This window comes from Dyadobacter linearis (assembly GCF_907165045.1).
GTDB lineage: Bacteria > Bacteroidota > Bacteroidia > Cytophagales > Spirosomataceae > Dyadobacter > Dyadobacter linearis.
Window position 1 is genome coordinate 156,165 of the sequence record NZ_CAJRAU010000004.1, and the last position, 16,442, is coordinate 172,606.

The following is a 16,442-nucleotide window of genomic DNA, read 5'->3' on the forward strand; positions in this document are numbered from 1 at the left end:
GCGCTCTATCCGTTGAACTACGCAGTCAATTTGGGCTGCAAAACTCGGAAAAAATCGTTTGAATTCAAAGATTATTCCTCTGTTTGAATCGCAGTGTAGCCCAGATCCAGCCAGTTCGGATAAATGGAAAAATGTCTTTCCTTGACAAGAGCGAACAATGTATTCCTCAATTCCTCAATATTCTCCTTCTTTTCGGCAGAAATAAATACGACGTGTTCAGCTTTGTCGGCAATGTAGCTTTTCTTGAGTTGTTCAAGTGGCGTTTCTTGTAGCATGATGCCGTCCTGCGTCTCCTCCTCTTCCTCTCCATCTGCATGAGACAAAGGTTTATAAAGGTCTATCTTGTTGAAAACCAGGATAACTGGCTTATTCGCAGCGCCGATTTCTTCCAGCGTTTTGTTCACAACATCCAGATGTTCCTCAAAAGAAGGGTGTGAAATATCAACTACGTGCATCAGAATATCAGCTTCCCTCACCTCATCCAGCGTCGATTTAAACGACTCGATCAGCGTAGTAGGCAGCTTCCTGATAAACCCAACAGTATCAGTTAAAAGGAATGGAATGTTCTCCATATTCACCTTCCGGACGGTCGAATCAACGGTCGCAAAAAGTTTGTTTTCTGCAAATACATCTGCTTTCGACAAGCCGCGCATTAAAGTAGATTTTCCAACATTCGTATAGCCCACGATCGCTACACGCACCAATCTGTCGCGCTCTTTTCTGCGTGTTACACTTTGGCGATCCACTTTTTCCAGCTTCTCTTTCAGGAATGCGATCCGGTCTTTTACAATCCTTCTATCCGTTTCCAATTCCGTTTCACCAGGTCCGCGCATACCTACACCAGCACCTGACTGGCGGCTTAAGTGCGTCCACAAACGGGTTAGCCTCGGGTACATATATTGATATTGCGCGAGCTCCACCTGCAACTTCGATTGTGCAGTCTGAGCACGCATTGCGAAGATCGACAGGATCAGTAGGCTTCTGTCAATCACCTTGATATCAGTGAATTCGGCTTCCAAATTTCGAACCTGTGACGGCGTAAGATCATCATCATAAATGACCATATCCACGGGAGTCGCCTTGATAAACGTATGTATTTCTTCCAGTTTCCCTTTCCCTGTATAGGTGCGGATATCCGGACGTTCCAGGTTTTGGGTAAATTGTGCAATCGTTTCTATTCCCAGGGTCGTTGCCAGAAATGCAAGCTCTTCCAGGTATTCCTTTGTTTTGTCAGCCGATTGTTTTTGGGTACTAACCGCCACTAAAACAGCCTTTTCGGGCTGAACTGCAGTGGAGTATAATTTATTTTTATCGATCATGTAATGCTTTTTTGTTTCTTAATAATTGTGTCTGCAATGTAGCAACTTGCAGCGTCTGTATGCGGAGAAGGTAGATTTTCAACGGCAAGTCGGCTTCAAAAGTTCATAAAACTTTATGCCTGAGTAACATTAATTGACTGAACGGCTTTCATTTTGTTTGATTTTGCGAAAAACACTTTTGTATATTTGCGCAAATCCCAAAAGCCGATGCTGCTCTTCAACCTCGGACTACAAGCTTAGTCCACCGACCTTCCGGTCATTTTTCCAGTTTTATTTTTGTGATCCGCACGGGTCGCATTCTTCATTTTATACATTTCAATTTTTACAAAAATGAAAAAGTGGTTTCAACTACTTCGTCAGGCTATTCGTGGCTCCGAAGAAAGTTTTACCGAGGGGAGCATCAACCGCGCCATTTTTCTATTATCTGTGCCCATGATCCTGGAAATGGTCATGGAGTCGCTTTTTGCCGTTGTTGATATTTTTTTCGTTTCAAAAGTCAGTACTGAGGCTGTCGCGACCGTCGGCCTCACTGAATCTGTGATTACACTCGTCTATTCGGTTGCGATAGGGTTAAGTACTGCCGCTACGGCCACTATTTCGCGCCGTATCGGAGAAGGAAATCCTGCGCAGGCCAAACGTGCTATTGGTCAGGTTATCCTCATTTCTGTATCCATTTCGCTCGTGATCGCAGTAGTCGGAACGTGGTTTGCGGGTGATATCCTGCGTGCGATGGGCGCTGACGAAAAGGTAATTGCGACGGGTACCAATTTTGCGCGTATACAGTTTCTGAGTAGCCCGGTAGTGGTGTTGCTCTATTCGTTGAGTGGCGCATTGAGAGGGGCCGGATCTGCTGCCACGGCAATGCGATCGCTGATCGTCGCGAATGTTTTCAATATGATCCTGGGACCGATATTGATATTCGGCGTCGGGCCTTTTCCTGAGCTGGGCGTTACAGGCGCGGCAATCGCAACTGCAACCGGCCGCTCGATAGGTGTCGCTTACCAGCTTTTTTCTTTGACCAAAGTGAACAAAATGCTGTCACTCACCTGGGCGGATCTGGCTCCGAATAAGGAAATGATTGCCACGATCGTCAAAGTAGCGACCGGCGGCACCGTGCAGTTTCTGATCGGCTCGGCCAGCTGGATCTTCCTGACGCGTATTCTGTCCGAATTTGGAAGCGACGTGGTGGCTGGGTACACTATTTCTATCCGCGTAATTATGTTCACATTGCTGCCGGCCTGGGGGCTGGCGAATGCAGCAGCTACATTAGTGGGCCAAAATCTGGGAGCGCAAAAGCCTGATCGTGCCGAGGCTTCGGTCTGGAAATGCGCGTTTTACAATCTGGTCTTCTTGCTCGGACTTTCGGTATTCATGTTTGCCGGCGCAGAAATGATCGTAAGTTTTTTCAGTACAAATGCAAAAGTGGTCGAAACCGGAAAAACGGCACTACGCGTACTGTGCCTCGGTTATGGATTTTATGCCTACGGAATGGTCGTGATCCAATCGCTGAACGGTGCCGGGGATACCAAAACGCCGACTGTGCTCAACCTGATCTGCTTCTGGGCGATCGAAATACCGGTTGCGTATGTGCTGGCCGTTATCCTGGATATGGGGCCAATAGGCGTTTTTGCATCGGTACCAATCGCCGAATCGGTACTTGCTTTGCTCGGCATCTGGCGTTTCAGAATGGGCGGGTGGAAGGTTGTGAAGGTATAAAGCGAACCAAACGCGCAGTTCCTTTGGTTAAACAAACAGTAAAAAACGAATTACTTTCCGCATGAAAATAGAACAGATATATACCGGTTGCCTTGCTCAGGGTGCTTATTTTATTGTTTCAAATGGCGAGGCCGCGGTCATAGACCCGCTCCGCGAAGTAGAACCTTATATTCGCAAGGCCGCGCTAACAGGCGCGACGATCAAGTATGTATTTGAGACGCATTTTCATGCGGATTTCGTTTCCGGTCATTTGGATCTTTCTGAAAAAACGGGCGCTCCCATTATCTACGGACCGGGCGCAAAAACGGGCTTTAAAGCGCATATTGCGAGTGACGGAGAAGAATTTCAGCTGGGAGAAATCACGATTCAGGTATTGCATACGCCTGGCCACACGCTGGAATCGGCTTGTTATCTGCTTTTGGATAAAAACCGTAAACCTGTCGCATTGTTCAGCGGGGACACCCTTTTCATCGGCGATGTGGGCCGGCCGGATCTGGCGCAAAAAGGAGAACTGACGATGGATGATCTTGCCGGAATGCTTTTCGATAGTCTGCGGAACAAAGTAATGCCGCTGCCCGACGATGTGATCGTTTACCCGGCTCACGGCGCGGGATCGGCTTGTGGAAAACACATGAGTAAGGAAACGTCCGACACGCTCGGTAATCAAAAACGCTTCAATTACGCATTACGGGCGGATATGACGAAGGAAGAATTTGTCAAGGAAGTAACTGCCGGCCTGACCGAGCCGCCGCAATATTTTCCCAAAAATGTGAAAATGAACCGTGACGGTTACGAGAGTATCGACGATGTGCTCGAACGCGGCGACCAGGCTTTGTCTGCCGAAGCATTTGAAGCAAAAGCCAACAATACTGGCGCGCTGATCATCGATACCAGAAAAGCGACCGATTTTGCGAAAGGTTTTATTCCAAATTCGATCAATATAGGTATTGACGGAAATTTCGCTCCCTGGGTAGGAGCGCTGGTGCCGGATTTGAAGCAGACTTTACTGATTATCACCGAGCCAGGCAAGGAAGAAGAAGTGATTACCAGGCTGGCCAGGGTTGGTTACGATCATACAATTGGCTATTTGAATGGCGGTTTCCAAACCTGGGAAGCATCCGGGAAGGAAGTGGATTCCATCAAATCAATTTCCGCAAACGAGTTTGAGGCTGATTTTGAAAAAGGCGAGCTGGAAATTATTGACGTGCGGAAACCTGATGAATTTGCCTCCGGGCACATTGAAGGAGCAAAAAACCTGCCGCTCGACTATATCAACGACCTGATGGAAGAATTTCCAAAAGACAAAAATTTATATATTCACTGTGCCGGCGGCTACCGTTCCATGGTCGCCGCATCGATCCTGAAATCAAGAGGAATCGAAAGGGTTATCAACATAGAAGGCGGTTTCGGAGCAGTTTCGAAAACGAAGGTGCCCGTTTTGGAAGGGGTTTAGAATGTAGGTGAATGTTTGTAAATTAGGAAAATAAAAACAGGAACTATGGAAAAGCTGCTTGTTGAGCTCACACATGAAAAAGCATTACAACTGCTCTTGGATCTGGAAGCAATGAGCGTAATTCGGATACACCAACATGAGGAAAAAGTTGCGTCCAGCTTATCGTCGAAATACAGGGGCACGTTGAGTAGGGAAGAGGGGCAAGATCTGAGCAGGCATATCTCTCAAATCCGAAATGAATGGAGCAGTATCTGATTGATTCAAATGCAGTTTCGCATTATCTGTCAGGACTTCTTCCTGATGACGGAATGGTATTCTTAGATGGTGTAATTAACCAGATTCCAATTATTTCTGTGATCACGCAGATCGAATTGCTTTCCTGGAAAACTGCCTCTGGTAGGCTGGTTGAGGATTTTGTCAATGATTCTCAGGTTTTGGCAATTACACCTGACGTCGTTAAAATTTGTGTTAAAATTCGCAGAGAGCGGAAAGTCAAAACGCCCGATGCCATTATTGCCGCCACTGCAATTGCTAATAACCTGACTCTGATCACCGATAATGAAAAGGACTTTGTTAATATCCCGAATTTGAAGGTGATCAATCCAAAAAATATCAATTCCAACCCCGGCCTCTAAAAAGAATCATACGCAAACAATATGAACGAACTACTGGAAACATTGCGCCAGCCTTGGCCGTGGTATGTGGCAGGGCCTTTGATTGGGTTGACGGTGCCGATTTTGCTGCTTTTTGGGAATAAGTCTTTCGGGATATCTTCTTCCCTGCGCCACATTTGCGCGGCGGTGATTCCTGCCAATATTTCCTTTTTCAAATACAACTGGCGCAAGGAATCGTGGAACCTGTTTTTTGTAGCTGGAATTGCATTGGGAGGTTTTTTAGGCACTTATCTGCTCGGAAATCCAGATCAGATAGTCGTTTCGGAACATACGCAAACTACGCTAGCTTCCTTTGGAATCACAGATTTCTCAGGATTGATGCCTGCGGAAATATTTGGTACAGCTCAGATTTTCTCGCTTAAAGGATTGATATTCCTCGTATTTGGCGGATTTCTCGTCGGTTTCGGGACAAGATATGCAGGAGGCTGCACGTCGGGTCACGCGATCATGGGGCTGTCGAACTTACAGTGGCCTTCGCTCGTAGCGACGGTCAGTTTCATGGCGGGCGGCTTTCTTTGTACCCATCTTATATTGCCTTTCCTGTTACAATTAGTCAGATAACCGACATGGAAAATCAAAACAAAGCATTAAAGGAAAACCGCGCCGGGCAGGATATTTCTTTGGTAGAGGAACCAGAAGGCACCAACATGCAGCAGTCGCCCGAATCTTTTGGCAGCAATCTAAAATACCTGATCGTGGGAGCGTTATTTGGGATCGTATTTGTGAAGGCTGAAATTATCTCCTGGTTTCGCATTCAGGAAATGTTCCGGCTCGATTCATTTCACATGTACGGCGTCATCGGCTCGGCGGTGGTCGTAGGTTTGATATCCGTTTTGCTGATCAAAAAATTCAATATCAAAACCATGTCAGGCGAAACGGTTTATATCAAAGACAAGATTTTTCAGAAAGGCCAGGTTTACGGAGGCTTACTATTCGGGATCGGCTGGGCAATCACCGGAGCTTGTCCCGGGCCGCTATTTGCACAGATCGGCAGCGGTTATCTCGCTGTTATCGTCACATTACTCAGCGCAATCGCAGGTACCTGGACTTACGGTCTCCTCCGCCCCAGGCTGCCGCATTGATTATTTACGCACAGCCACCAGATACAGCTGCTCGTCGCCCAACACAAATGGATCGGCTTCCAGATTTCCAAAAGTACCTACCACTTTCAAACCAACTGATTCCAGCATTGCCGATATTTCAGCAAGTGTATAAATGTACTGATAAACGGTATGCGTCACTTTTTCGCTGCCCGAAATAAAAGTTTGCTGGGCTTCAATGCAACCTTCTTCGGGCCGGTATTCATTTTCTGCAAGATAGTAAATGTCATCGCCTACTGGCATCCAGTTTCGAGCCTGGAAATTAGGCAAAATGCTCTCAGCAAGGTTCTCGGTATGCAAAGCAACGTGGCCGCCAGGTTTGACACTACCAGCAATTTTGGTAAAAAACCGGAGCATATCTGCGCGCGGGAAGAAGCTCAGGCTATTGCCCAAACAATAAGCCGCGTCAAATTTACCCTGCCCAAAATCAGTTTCCAGCACATCGCCGCACAATACCTCAACAGGCAATTTTCGCTTGGTTTTCGCATTTGAAAGCTCGTCGCAATACTCTGCTGAAATATCAATGCACGTCATTTTGCATCCCGCCTCCGCCAGTGGCAGCGCGTGCCGACCGTAGCCCGACAGGATATCAAGTACCTGGTTACCTTTTTTCAGTTCAAGTACATCCCGCAGGAAGTCAACTTCGAAATCTGTATATTCTTCGTCCTGGTGAAGTTTCCAGGCGACTTGGGGCAAACCTTTAAAATAACTGTGATACCAGGCCACTTCGATGTTTTTGAATTTTGGCAAAACTAATAAAATGCAGCCCGGAAATGCAGTTGCGAATGATAATCCTACATTTTCATCAAACCCGGCGTAAGTCGCAGATAAACCTGTCCGGACATCGGATTTTTACCATAAGCATTGCTAAAAAGCGCATTGTTGTCATTTACATTGTGGTAACTGATCTGTCCGCCAGCCTGAACCAGCGTATTAGAAAAAGAGAAAAGCTGCCTGTTAATGCCCAGCGTAAATGCCGAAATAGACGCATTCGACAAGTATTCCGGAATATCGCTTCCCACTTCCAGAAGGTCATTAAAGCTCTTTTCCACGTTTTCAAACCGGCCGTAAACTGCCCATTTGTTGAGTTGCAGGTTCGTTTCAGCCAGATACGAATTGCCGCTGTGGCTACCCGAATTCTGTCCCCAAAGCAGCGTCGAAGATATCCATTTGTTTTCGCCTCCAAGACTGGCGCTATGTTGCAGTGAGGCGGTTGTGCGCGTCACATCATCGTGCGCATGCAGCGGCTCAGGACTTTCGATAAATGCCCGGCTAACCTGAAAAGCGAAGTTTTTCGTAGGATTAAAAAGCAGCCGGTAACTGTAAGAATCGAAACGCGGCTTGTCGAAATCGAAACGGTTTTCATCGGGCTCGCGGCCTGTGAATGACGACCCTTCCAGCTTGAACCACAAGTAACGCACGCCCGCCGTCACCACACCAAAAGTAATATGCGTTGCGTCCTGCCAGTGGTGGCCCAAAACCGCGTCAGGGTTGTTGAATGCAGACATTCTATGCATAAATGCAGTCGGGCCGAGTGCCGGCTCTCCTGGGTAACCTGCGTAAATGGTTAAGTCCATTTTTTCATTGATCCGCTGCGTGTAACCCACCGAAAGTTCGGAAATCAGGTCGTGCGGGTGTTGCCGATCTACGAGCGGCACATTTTTCCAGCTTTCGCCCGATTGAAAAAGGAGCGGGTAACCTGCGCCGCCGTCGAAAAGCCTGTCCACCGAAACCATCGCCCGCAGGTTCAGAAGACCGTTTTTCCCAATCTGCCGCTGTGCCATTCCCATTACCCAGTTTGGCGCACTGAATTTTGCGTCGTTTCCCTTTTTATTTTTATTATTAAAATTCTGAGAGGTATATCTGAGAAAAATGCTTCCGTGCAGCATGTAATTCCACTTATCGCCGTGTTTCATATACGCATACATCGGCGTCGCATCGGGCTGCCAGCCGGTACCCGATCCATTTCGCGTCATCGGCAGACTGAGTGAAAAGCTGTGGGTCATTTGATGCTGCATGCCGCTATGGTCCATTTTGCTATGGTCCATTGTTTCATGATCTGCCTTCTTTTCGTGCATTTCATGATTTACAGTGTCTTTGGCGGGCTGCTGATGGTGTTCGTGCTGCGCAAAAACGGGCGCAGAGATCATTCCCAGGCCAAGAATGGCCAGGTTGCTTAGTCTGTTGAATTTCATAATGAAGTGTTTTAAGGTTTAATGCGGCGCGGCAGTTTTCCGGCAACAACTTGGCAGCTTATCGTGCGCTTTCTGGTTTGCCAATTGCGTATCGGCGTCGTAGCCGGTATTGATTATCGTCGCTTTAATAGCCTCCGGCGTGGTTTTATCCGGATTGTATTTGACCGTAATTACTTTATTATCAAGGTTCAAACTAGATTCTTTAACACCTTTCGAAAGTCCGAGATTACGTTCAAGGCGGGCTTTACACATTTCGCAAATCGCCGAAGTTTTGATTTTTACCTCCTTGTCTTTATCAGAAGTAAATGCTGTATTTAACCCTAAAAAAAGGATTATTATGAGTGAAAAAATCGTCGTTTTCATAAATTTCAGTCGTTTTATTGATACTTAATGCTGGTGTTTAATAGAATCGACGCCATAAAACGCCATTCCCTGCATTTCCATTTTACAAACCGGACACTTACCAGCTTCCGGGTAGGTTTTATCCCCCTCACATTTCATCGGACAGCTATAAATCGCAAAGTCAGCTGGTTTGATTTCCGTAGTTTGTTCCTTTGCTTCCTCTTTTTTTTCAGAGTTTGCGGAACAGCCGAGGATTAGAAAAAGGCTTGCGGCTAAAAGTGCTTTTGTCATCATATTGAAGGTTTTATCAATTAAATACTTACACCAAATTATCTCAAATGTCACGCGATTTGATCCAGCGTTTTGCGCGTCATCGCACTTTTCTTATATTCTCCCGGCGTCATTCCGGTTACTTTTTTGAATTGATTACTCAAATGCGCGGTACTGCTGTAAGAAAGCCGCCACGCCATTTCGCTTAATGTCAGTTCGTTATAAGACAGCCATTCTTTCAGTTTTTCAACCTTTTGAGCGATAATATAATGTTCAATGGTCTGCCCGGTTTCAGAAGAAAACAATGTGCTGAGATAGGAATATTCATAACCGATCTTCTCCGACAGAAAATCCGAAAAATTCATCTGCGCCGGTTTCTGACCTTTCAGATTTTGAATTTCTTCAATGATCAGAGTCTTGATATGCTCCACCAGCGCCAGTTTGCGATCATCCAAAAGTTCAAAACCGTTGGCTTCCAATACTGATTTTACCTCCTTCAATTTCTCCGAATCAATATCCCCGCCAGTCTCAACTTCCCCAAGCCCGACCGAAGTCAGTTCAAGCCCAAGCCCCATCAGCTCCTCCCGAACAACCCGCTTACACCGGTCACACACCATATTTTTAATATACAACTTCATATCAAAGCCAATTTACAATAAGAACATCTTTTCCTCCCTTCCTCCTTCCTCCCTTCCTCCTTCCTCCCTTCTAACGTACAATCTTATAACGCAGTCCCGCGTAAATCATTCGTCCTACTACCGGTCCCCACGCCATTCCTGCGTCAAATTGTTGTCCAAAAGGCTGATCTGCGCCCATAATAGGGTTTTTCTGCCTGAAATTCGCTAAATTTTCTCCGCCCAGATAAATATCCCATTTCGGAAAAGTCCGAGTAATCTGCGCATTCAGGTTATAAAATGACGGCGCCATTGTTGAATTCAGGTTACCGGGAATGTGGTGGTCAGGTAGGCTTCCCATGTACGGTAGCCGCTTTTTTCCATTCCATTGAACCGTAAAATCGAACTTCCATTTATCGTAAGGCAATGCATAACCCGCATTAAATAGCACACGGTCGCGGCTCACCATCATTTTCGGCAGCAGTACATTTTGGTCGTAAATGTCGCGCACCGTTTGTTTTACATCAAATAACCGGTAAGCCAGTTTCAGCTCAAATCGCTTGACAGGTACCACATTCACCTCCGCCTGAAAACTGTTCGCGAAAGCTTTTCCTTCGAGATTGTAAAAACGGATGTATCGCGGATCCTCAAAGTCTGCAACGAGCTGGTTTTCAAAGTCAGTCCTGTAAAAATCCACGATCAGACTTCCATTCATATTGCCCAATGTAAACTCCTGCGTGACACTAGCGCCGTAATTCCACGTTTTTTCCGGCCGGATATTTTCCCTGAAAACCACATCCCGCGCACTTACAAGGTTACCATAATATTCAGCGAGCGGATTAGAAACGCGGAAACCTTTTCCTGCGGAAGCCCGCAGCGTAGTTTGATCAGTGAGGCTATATTTCAAATGCACCCGCGGCGTCCATTGCGTGCCGTAGAGATTATGGAAATCGGCGCGGCCGCCGGCTACAAATACAAACTTATCGAGGTGATTGTAGGTATATTCAAAAAAAGCACCGGGTACCGACTCATTTCTGGCCAAAGTAAGGTTGCGATAACGCTCGTTATAACTATCAAGCAAATAGCTCAGCCCGGTTTTATAGGAATGATTTGTATTGCCAATGATTGATTGATAGATCAGATTTGCGTAAAACGTTTTTTGCTTTCCGTCATAGTTATTTACTCCAAAATAAGACTTGGAATCATGAACCGCCGCATTCACGATCAGGCCCAGACCTTTGTAAGGTTGCTCAGGAAAAAGGCGCGCTATCTTGGAAAAAAACTCGTAACGATTGATTTTTGCTCCAAAACCATAAGTCTGATCGCTACCCCGCATTTCCCGCTCAAAATCCTTCTGCCCGCCCATTCTGTCTTCCACCAAGGCTTTTACACCAAATTGCGCCATCCATTTTTCATCTTGGAACTTCCAGCGGTTCACCGCATTCACCTGACTATAAAGCGGCAGGTCCAGGAAGTTGTCACCGTTCTTGTCGATCCTGTTTTGCAATGTACTTCCGTGGGTCAGTAAGCCGGTGCTCCATTTTTTATTGATTTGATGCGCCAGGTTCAGGTTTAGCTCGGCACGGCCAAAATTGTTAATATAGGTATTGAGATAAAGCTTTTCCTGCGTGTCAGGTTTCTGCAACTCCACATTAATCTGCCCCGTCATGGATTCATAACCATTCACCACAGAACCCGCGCCTTTGCCGATATCAATAGACTGGATCCAGGTTCCGGGAATAAAATTGAGACCAAAAGTGGAGCCTAAGCCACGCAAAGAAGGAATATTCTCAACATTGGTCTGAATATAGGTACCGCTCAGTCCCAGCATCTGGATCTGCTTCGAGCCGGTCACCGCGTCGCTATATGAAACGGACACGGATGCATTGGTTTCGAAACTTTCGGAGAGGTTACAGCAAGCCGCTTTGGCGAGCGCGCGGGTTGTGATTATTTCAGTTTGATGCGGCGAAAGTCTGTCGATACTGCCCGAGCCGCTGCGCACGGTAACCTCGTCGAGTGTCTGATCACTTCGTAACACGACCTGTAATTCACTGTCAGCTCCCACTTTTACGGTATCATTTCTAAAACCAACAAAGCTGATTACGAGTAAGTTGGATTGCGCTAATCGCGGAATGCTAAAAAGTCCGGCCGTATCAGTGACAGTAGCCTGTGTGGTTCCCGCCCAATATACATTCGCGCCGGAAATGGGGCTCAGCTTCGTGGAATTGGCCACCTGCTCGTTGACCGAGCCGGTAATGCGTTGCGCAGAGAGGGAAATGGAAATCAGGCAGAGTAGTCCCGCCAAAAAGGTTTTCATTTCAAATAGATTCAATTGATAAATAAATTAACCAGCAAGTCGACTGACTTGCATTCAACTAGTTCATTATCAATTGTATCAGATCAGAAATGACTGGATAAAAATGAGCATTCTTTTCCCGTGAAGCCGGGAAGAGAAGGATGATAAGTCGGAGAAATCGGGCGCGGACGGAAGTATCCACTGTGCCCGAAGGAATAAATAGGAAGTGTTGAACCAGACAATATCCGCCGGCCACGCTTTGATCACTTTGGCGGCGGAATGCGAAGCGGCGGTTACTATATCAAGCTTCTCAAACGTGTGGCTTTCCTTGCAGCAAGCCGTTTTTTTGAAGAATGTACCTTTGCTTTCAGTTTGTGCTTTTTTCTTCGCACAGCACGATCCTACTTTCTTTTCTGAATCAGCGTTCTTAGTCGCCAATAACTGCACCGATTTCCCGCGCATCATGCACTGATGCTCCACCAAGGCAAATCCGGTACTGCTAAACAGTATCAGAAATGCCATCAGGGCGGTGATCGATCGGTGCAATTTGCTTTTCATAGTTGCTTTTCAGCGCGTTATTTCGGTTGCAGGTTATTTAATTTGAGCATAACCTGTTCAAATATATTAATTATCAGGCTATTTCCTGGGCAGAGTAACCAGCCTTTTTGATCAGTTGTTCAATTTCCTCGGCAGATTGTGTGGTCTCCACGGTCAGGATCCTGTCCGCATTTTCCAGGTCGACAGTCCATTTTTCAACGTTTTCATCGCCATTTAGAAACGGAGTAACAGTTGCTATGCATCCTCCGCATTTAATATTTGTCTTGAATTTGAGTGTTTCCATTTGTCAGTAGCAGCCAGGCTGCAAGTGTTTTATTTAAAATTTCCTTTTGCAAATATCGCTTATCCAGCTTCACTAATTATTACAGAATTATGCAGGCGCATTACAGAGTTTTTGTGTGTTTAATTGAAAAATCTCACAAACGAGCACTTTTCAACCGCAAACTATTCATCACCACGGATACCGAGCTGAGTGCCATCGCGCCGCCTGCGAGCATTGGATCGAGCAGGAAACCGTTGATCGGGTACAGAATTCCGGCAGCGATCGGAATGCCGATTACATTGTAAATGAATGCCCAGAATAGGTTCTGACGGATCGTGGCGACCGTTTTTCGGGATAGTTTTAATGCTTTTGGTAAAATCATCAGATCCGAAGTAATAAGCGTCATTTTGGCCACGTCCATCGCAATGTCCGAACCTTTACCCATCGCAATACTAACGTCGGCCTGGGCCAGCGCCTGCGAATCGTTGATACCATCGCCGACCATCGCCACTACTTTTCCTTTTGATTGCAATTCGCTGATGAACTGCATTTTATCGGCTGGCTTCACTTCGGCCCGGTACGATTCAATACCCGTTTGCTTTGCGACAGCCGCAGCAGTTTGCAGATTGTCGCCGGTGAGCATATACACTTCAATACCCTGTTTTTTGAGTTGCGCAACTGCCTCAGAGGAAGTAGGTTTAAGGGCGTCGGCAATGGAGACCAGCGCCACGATCTGCTGGTCTGCGGCAATTGCAATAACCGTTTTTGCCTGCTCGGACAAATTTCTGACCTCGCGAACCAGCCCGTCACTTACATCGACATTTTCTGATTTCAGGAAACTAAGGGTACCGATCAGATATTCCACATTGTCAACCGCCCCACGTATCCCGCTGCCCGTTACAGAAGCAAATCGGCTAACATTCACATTGGAAGGCGCATTAATGTACTGCACAATCGCGGCAGCCAGCGGGTGTTCGGAGCGGGATTCCAGCGCTCTTGCAGCGGCCAGATGCTTTTGCTGATCAGTATTTTCAACCTTCCAGATCCAGTCCGTAACTGCGGGGCGGCCCTGGGTTAGCGTACCCGTTTTGTCGAGAACGATCGCATTCACGCGAAACGCCTTTTCCAGACTTTCGGCATCACGGATCAGGATATTATTCTCCGCACCTTTTCCCACACCCACCATCATCGCAGTAGGCGTCGCGAGACCCAGTGCGCAAGGACAGGCTATCACCAGCACAGATACCGCCGCCATTATTCCGTGTGTCAATGCATTATCGCCGCCTGCAAAAATCCATACGATCAATGTTAAAATGGCGATTCCGATCACGACGGGTACAAAAATGCCGGCGATCTTGTCTACCAGTTTTTGAACCGGCGCCTTGCTTCCCTGCGCTTCCTGTACGGTTTTAATAATCTGCGCCAATACCGTCTGTTTGCCCACTTTCTCAGCTCGGAATGTAAAGCTGCCGTTCTGGTTGATCGTACCTGCAAATACCTGGCTGCCCGCGCTTTTCTCGGCCGCGAGCGGTTCGCCCGTCATCAGACTTTCATCTACAAACGAACTTCCCGAAAGCACCTTCCCATCGACCGGAATTTTCTCGCCGGAGCGAATGATAATCTCGTCTCCTGCCAGTACTTCCTTTACATTGATCTCACTCTCAGCACCATTGCGGATCACGTGCACGGTTTTAGGTTGCAGTCCGATCAACTTTTTCAGTGCGTCGGAAGTTTTCGTTTTAGCCCTTTCTTCCATCAATTTACCCAAAAGAATAAAAAAGATGATCACCGCAGCCGCCTCGAAATAAACGTGCGGATGCAGCCCCCGCTCGTGCCAGAATTGTGGATAAAAGGTATTAAAAGTGCTGAAAAGGAATGCTACACCTGTACTAAGTGCCACCAGCGTGTCCATATTCGCTTTCCGGTGGCTGGCCTGTTTCCATGCATTCACAAAAAAGTCGCGGCCGAAAAAGAAGAGTACCGGGAGCGTGAGCGCAAGCATCACGTAATTCGCGAACCGCATTTCCATGAAGAACATACCCAATATCACCACGGGAACAGTCAATACCCCGGCCCAGATAGTTTTTGTTTTTAAAGCTGCGTAATGGGCGTGCTGGATTTTTTCCTGCTCGGCAACCGCGTCGTCTTCATCGTCTTCAATAATCAGCCCGTAGCCTATTCCCTGCAATACCTCGTCCATTTGCTGCAAAGTGACAGCCCCGGGATCGTAGCTCACAGATACCGATTGATTGGCATAATTCACGCCCGCATTTTCAATCCCGGCTGTGCTTTTCAGCATACTTTCCACGCTCACCGCACAAGCCGCGCACGACATGCCGGTTACCGGGAGCGTTATTTTATGTAGTTCTGTTGTTGTTTCCATCGCCTTGTAATTTCTTTCACAAAGGTAACTTCGCCCGGCCCCGGCAGGGTTACACAATTTTGGCTGTGCATTACAACTTTATATTAACACAAACACATTAAAAAAGGGTTTGTGTTCGCTTTTGGCTGCATTGACGATTCATTTAAATCCACAATGATGAAAAAACTGATCCTTCCGTTCCTATTGGCTGCGGCTTCGCTGATGCTGGTTTCATTTCAGGACAAGACGATCCCTTTTTATATTGGTACGCAGGATAAAGGTGCTAATTCATCGATCACGCTGTGTGAGCTCAATTTGTCGACGGGGCAGATTACCGTTATTGACACATTTAATAACTCCGTCGGGCCGGGGTATGTGGCTATTTCATCGAATAAGAAATTCCTCTACGCCGCGGGCGGAAATAATAAGATCGATGCTTACGCGATAGGAGGCGACAAAAAGCTGACTTATTTGAACAGTCAGTCGTCGGAAGGCGCGAACCCTTGTCACGTGGCGGTGCATCCTTCGGGCAAAATGGTACTGGCGGCCAACTACACGGGCGGCAGCTTTTCTGCCTATCCGGCAACCGCTGATGGGAAACTGGGCGCGCCCAGTTATACCGAACAATATACCGGTACCGGACCCAATGAAAAGCGTCAGGAAAAAGCACACGCGCATTTCGCCACAGCAAGTCCGGACGGAAAGTACGTATATGTGACCGACCTGGGAAGTGACAAAGTGATGAATTATGTAGTTGACAGTAAGGCTAATAAGTTAATCCCAAACCCTGCGCAGCCATTTTTCTCAGGTAAGCCAGGCGCTGGTCCAAGGCACCTCATCATTCATCCTTCCGGTAAATCACTTTTCCTTTTGAATGAACTGGAAGCGTCACTTACTGCATGCACAATTGACAAAAAAGGAGTGATTACCGCTGGTAAAACTTATCCGACTATCCCGACCGATTTCTCAGGCGCTAATACCAGCGCAGCTATTCATTTGCACCCGAATGGAAAGTTCGTTTACGTTTCGAACCGCGGGCATAACTCGATTACGGGATTTGCGATCAAGGCGGATGGGGATCTGGAAATGATCGATCAGCAGACAAAATCAATCGCAACACCCAGGGATTTCAATATCGATCCCTCAGGTAAGATCATGATTGTCGCTAACCAATCGACTGATAATCTGGTAGTTTACGATATTGATCAGGCGACAGGCAAGTTTACATTCAAGCATGAAAGCATTGCCGTGAAGTCGCCGATCTGTGTGGCTTTTCTGTAA

At 46.9% G+C, this 16,442-nt stretch carries 16 protein-coding genes; 6 read left to right on the top strand and 10 right to left on the bottom strand.

The genetic code is table 11. The features are described from left to right. Positions 1 to 71 precede the first annotated feature (71 nt). Positions 72 to 1,319, bottom strand: a complete 1,248-nt coding sequence (hflX, locus tag KOD92_RS15220) for a GTPase HflX (protein ID WP_215234437.1) — start codon at positions 1,317 to 1,319, stop codon at positions 72 to 74. 330 nt (positions 1,320 to 1,649) lie between these two features. Between hflX and KOD92_RS15225 the strand changes: the two genes are divergently transcribed. The 5 genes from KOD92_RS15225 (at position 1,650) to KOD92_RS15245 (ending at position 6,244) form a co-directional block, all read left to right on the top strand. After that, positions 1,650 to 3,035, top strand: a complete 1,386-nt coding sequence (locus KOD92_RS15225; RefSeq protein WP_215234438.1) for an MATE family efflux transporter — start codon at positions 1,650 to 1,652, stop codon at positions 3,033 to 3,035. A gap of 61 nt (positions 3,036 to 3,096) precedes the next feature. Beyond that, positions 3,097 to 4,488, top strand: coding sequence for an MBL fold metallo-hydrolase (locus KOD92_RS15230; RefSeq protein ID WP_215234439.1), 1,392 nt, complete (start codon positions 3,097 to 3,099; stop codon positions 4,486 to 4,488). A gap of 239 nt (positions 4,489 to 4,727) precedes the next feature. Continuing rightward, positions 4,728 to 5,123 (top strand): type II toxin-antitoxin system VapC family toxin, encoded by a 396-nt coding sequence (locus KOD92_RS15235; protein ID WP_215234440.1) that lies wholly within the window; start codon positions 4,728 to 4,730, stop codon positions 5,121 to 5,123. Positions 5,124 to 5,144: 21 nt separating this feature from the next. Continuing rightward, the gene (locus tag KOD92_RS15240) at positions 5,145 to 5,723 is read left to right on the top strand and encodes a YeeE/YedE family protein (protein WP_215234441.1); all 579 of its coding nucleotides are present in this window, start codon (positions 5,145 to 5,147) and stop codon (positions 5,721 to 5,723) included. An 86-nt stretch (positions 5,724 to 5,809) separates the two neighbouring features. Then, the gene (locus KOD92_RS15245; protein ID WP_229254718.1) at positions 5,810 to 6,244 is read left to right on the top strand and encodes a YeeE/YedE family protein; all 435 of its coding nucleotides are present in this window, start codon (positions 5,810 to 5,812) and stop codon (positions 6,242 to 6,244) included. Here the strand turns inward: KOD92_RS15245 and KOD92_RS15250 are convergent, their stop codons facing one another. From KOD92_RS15250 to KOD92_RS15290, 9 genes are all read right to left on the bottom strand, one after another. Further along, positions 6,245 to 7,012, bottom strand: a complete 768-nt coding sequence (locus KOD92_RS15250) for a class I SAM-dependent methyltransferase (protein WP_229254688.1) — start codon at positions 7,010 to 7,012, stop codon at positions 6,245 to 6,247. A gap of 44 nt (positions 7,013 to 7,056) precedes the next feature. Beyond that, the gene (locus KOD92_RS15255; protein WP_215234443.1) at positions 7,057 to 8,457 is read right to left on the bottom strand and encodes a hypothetical protein; all 1,401 of its coding nucleotides are present in this window, start codon (positions 8,455 to 8,457) and stop codon (positions 7,057 to 7,059) included. A gap of 18 nt (positions 8,458 to 8,475) precedes the next feature. Then, positions 8,476 to 8,820: a heavy-metal-associated domain-containing protein gene (locus KOD92_RS15260; RefSeq protein WP_215234444.1), complete on the bottom strand. Its 345-nt coding sequence runs from the start codon at positions 8,818 to 8,820 to the stop codon at positions 8,476 to 8,478. A 24-nt stretch (positions 8,821 to 8,844) separates the two neighbouring features. Next, a complete protein-coding gene (locus KOD92_RS15265; RefSeq protein ID WP_229254689.1) occupies positions 8,845 to 9,093 on the bottom strand; it encodes a heavy metal-binding domain-containing protein in 249 nt (82 codons plus the stop codon). 47 nt (positions 9,094 to 9,140) lie between these two features. Continuing rightward, positions 9,141 to 9,707 carry an AraC family transcriptional regulator gene (locus tag KOD92_RS15270; protein ID WP_215234445.1) on the bottom strand — a complete coding sequence of 189 codons (567 nt, stop codon included), beginning with the start codon at positions 9,705 to 9,707 and terminating at the stop codon, positions 9,141 to 9,143. 70 nt (positions 9,708 to 9,777) lie between these two features. Further along, the gene (locus tag KOD92_RS15275) at positions 9,778 to 12,000 is read right to left on the bottom strand and encodes a TonB-dependent receptor (protein ID WP_215234446.1); all 2,223 of its coding nucleotides are present in this window, start codon (positions 11,998 to 12,000) and stop codon (positions 9,778 to 9,780) included. A 78-nt stretch (positions 12,001 to 12,078) separates the two neighbouring features. Beyond that, the gene (locus KOD92_RS15280) at positions 12,079 to 12,537 is read right to left on the bottom strand and encodes a hypothetical protein (protein ID WP_215234447.1); all 459 of its coding nucleotides are present in this window, start codon (positions 12,535 to 12,537) and stop codon (positions 12,079 to 12,081) included. A gap of 73 nt (positions 12,538 to 12,610) precedes the next feature. Then, entirely contained in the window at positions 12,611 to 12,820 is a 210-nt protein-coding gene (locus KOD92_RS15285; protein WP_215234448.1) for a heavy-metal-associated domain-containing protein, read from the bottom strand. 133 nt (positions 12,821 to 12,953) lie between these two features. After that, complete coding sequence (locus tag KOD92_RS15290) at positions 12,954 to 15,182, bottom strand: heavy metal translocating P-type ATPase (RefSeq protein WP_215234449.1); 2,229 nt, start codon at positions 15,180 to 15,182, stop codon at positions 12,954 to 12,956. 153 nt (positions 15,183 to 15,335) lie between these two features. On the opposite strand from KOD92_RS15290, the gene KOD92_RS15295 reads away from it, so the two are divergent. After that, positions 15,336 to 16,442: a lactonase family protein gene (locus KOD92_RS15295; protein ID WP_215234450.1), complete on the top strand. Its 1,107-nt coding sequence runs from the start codon at positions 15,336 to 15,338 to the stop codon at positions 16,440 to 16,442.

What these genes read in the sequence shown, in the direction of transcription:
- KOD92_RS15275 (WP_215234446.1), bottom strand. Translation starts at nt 12,000, where the DNA reads ATGAAAACCTTTTTGGCGGGACTACTCTGCCTGATTTCCATTTCCCTC.
- KOD92_RS15240 (WP_215234441.1), top strand. Translation starts at nt 5,145, where the DNA reads ATGAACGAACTACTGGAAACATTGCGCCAGCCTTGGCCGTGGTATGTG.
- KOD92_RS15245 (WP_229254718.1), top strand. Translation starts at nt 5,810, where the DNA reads ATGCAGCAGTCGCCCGAATCTTTTGGCAGCAATCTAAAATACCTGATC.
- KOD92_RS15270 (WP_215234445.1), bottom strand. Translation starts at nt 9,707, where the DNA reads ATGAAGTTGTATATTAAAAATATGGTGTGTGACCGGTGTAAGCGGGTT.
- KOD92_RS15235 (WP_215234440.1), top strand. Translation starts at nt 4,728, where the DNA reads ATGGAGCAGTATCTGATTGATTCAAATGCAGTTTCGCATTATCTGTCA.
- KOD92_RS15225 (WP_215234438.1), top strand. Translation starts at nt 1,650, where the DNA reads ATGAAAAAGTGGTTTCAACTACTTCGTCAGGCTATTCGTGGCTCCGAA.
- KOD92_RS15295 (WP_215234450.1), top strand. Translation starts at nt 15,336, where the DNA reads ATGATGAAAAAACTGATCCTTCCGTTCCTATTGGCTGCGGCTTCGCTG.
- KOD92_RS15265 (WP_229254689.1), bottom strand. Translation starts at nt 9,093, where the DNA reads ATGATGACAAAAGCACTTTTAGCCGCAAGCCTTTTTCTAATCCTCGGC.
- KOD92_RS15260 (WP_215234444.1), bottom strand. Translation starts at nt 8,820, where the DNA reads ATGAAAACGACGATTTTTTCACTCATAATAATCCTTTTTTTAGGGTTA.
- KOD92_RS15285 (WP_215234448.1), bottom strand. Translation starts at nt 12,820, where the DNA reads ATGGAAACACTCAAATTCAAGACAAATATTAAATGCGGAGGATGCATA.
- hflX (WP_215234437.1), bottom strand. Translation starts at nt 1,319, where the DNA reads ATGATCGATAAAAATAAATTATACTCCACTGCAGTTCAGCCCGAAAAG.
- KOD92_RS15230 (WP_215234439.1), top strand. Translation starts at nt 3,097, where the DNA reads ATGAAAATAGAACAGATATATACCGGTTGCCTTGCTCAGGGTGCTTAT.
- KOD92_RS15280 (WP_215234447.1), bottom strand. Translation starts at nt 12,537, where the DNA reads ATGAAAAGCAAATTGCACCGATCGATCACCGCCCTGATGGCATTTCTG.
- KOD92_RS15290 (WP_215234449.1), bottom strand. Translation starts at nt 15,182, where the DNA reads ATGGAAACAACAACAGAACTACATAAAATAACGCTCCCGGTAACCGGC.
- KOD92_RS15255 (WP_215234443.1), bottom strand. Translation starts at nt 8,457, where the DNA reads ATGAAATTCAACAGACTAAGCAACCTGGCCATTCTTGGCCTGGGAATG.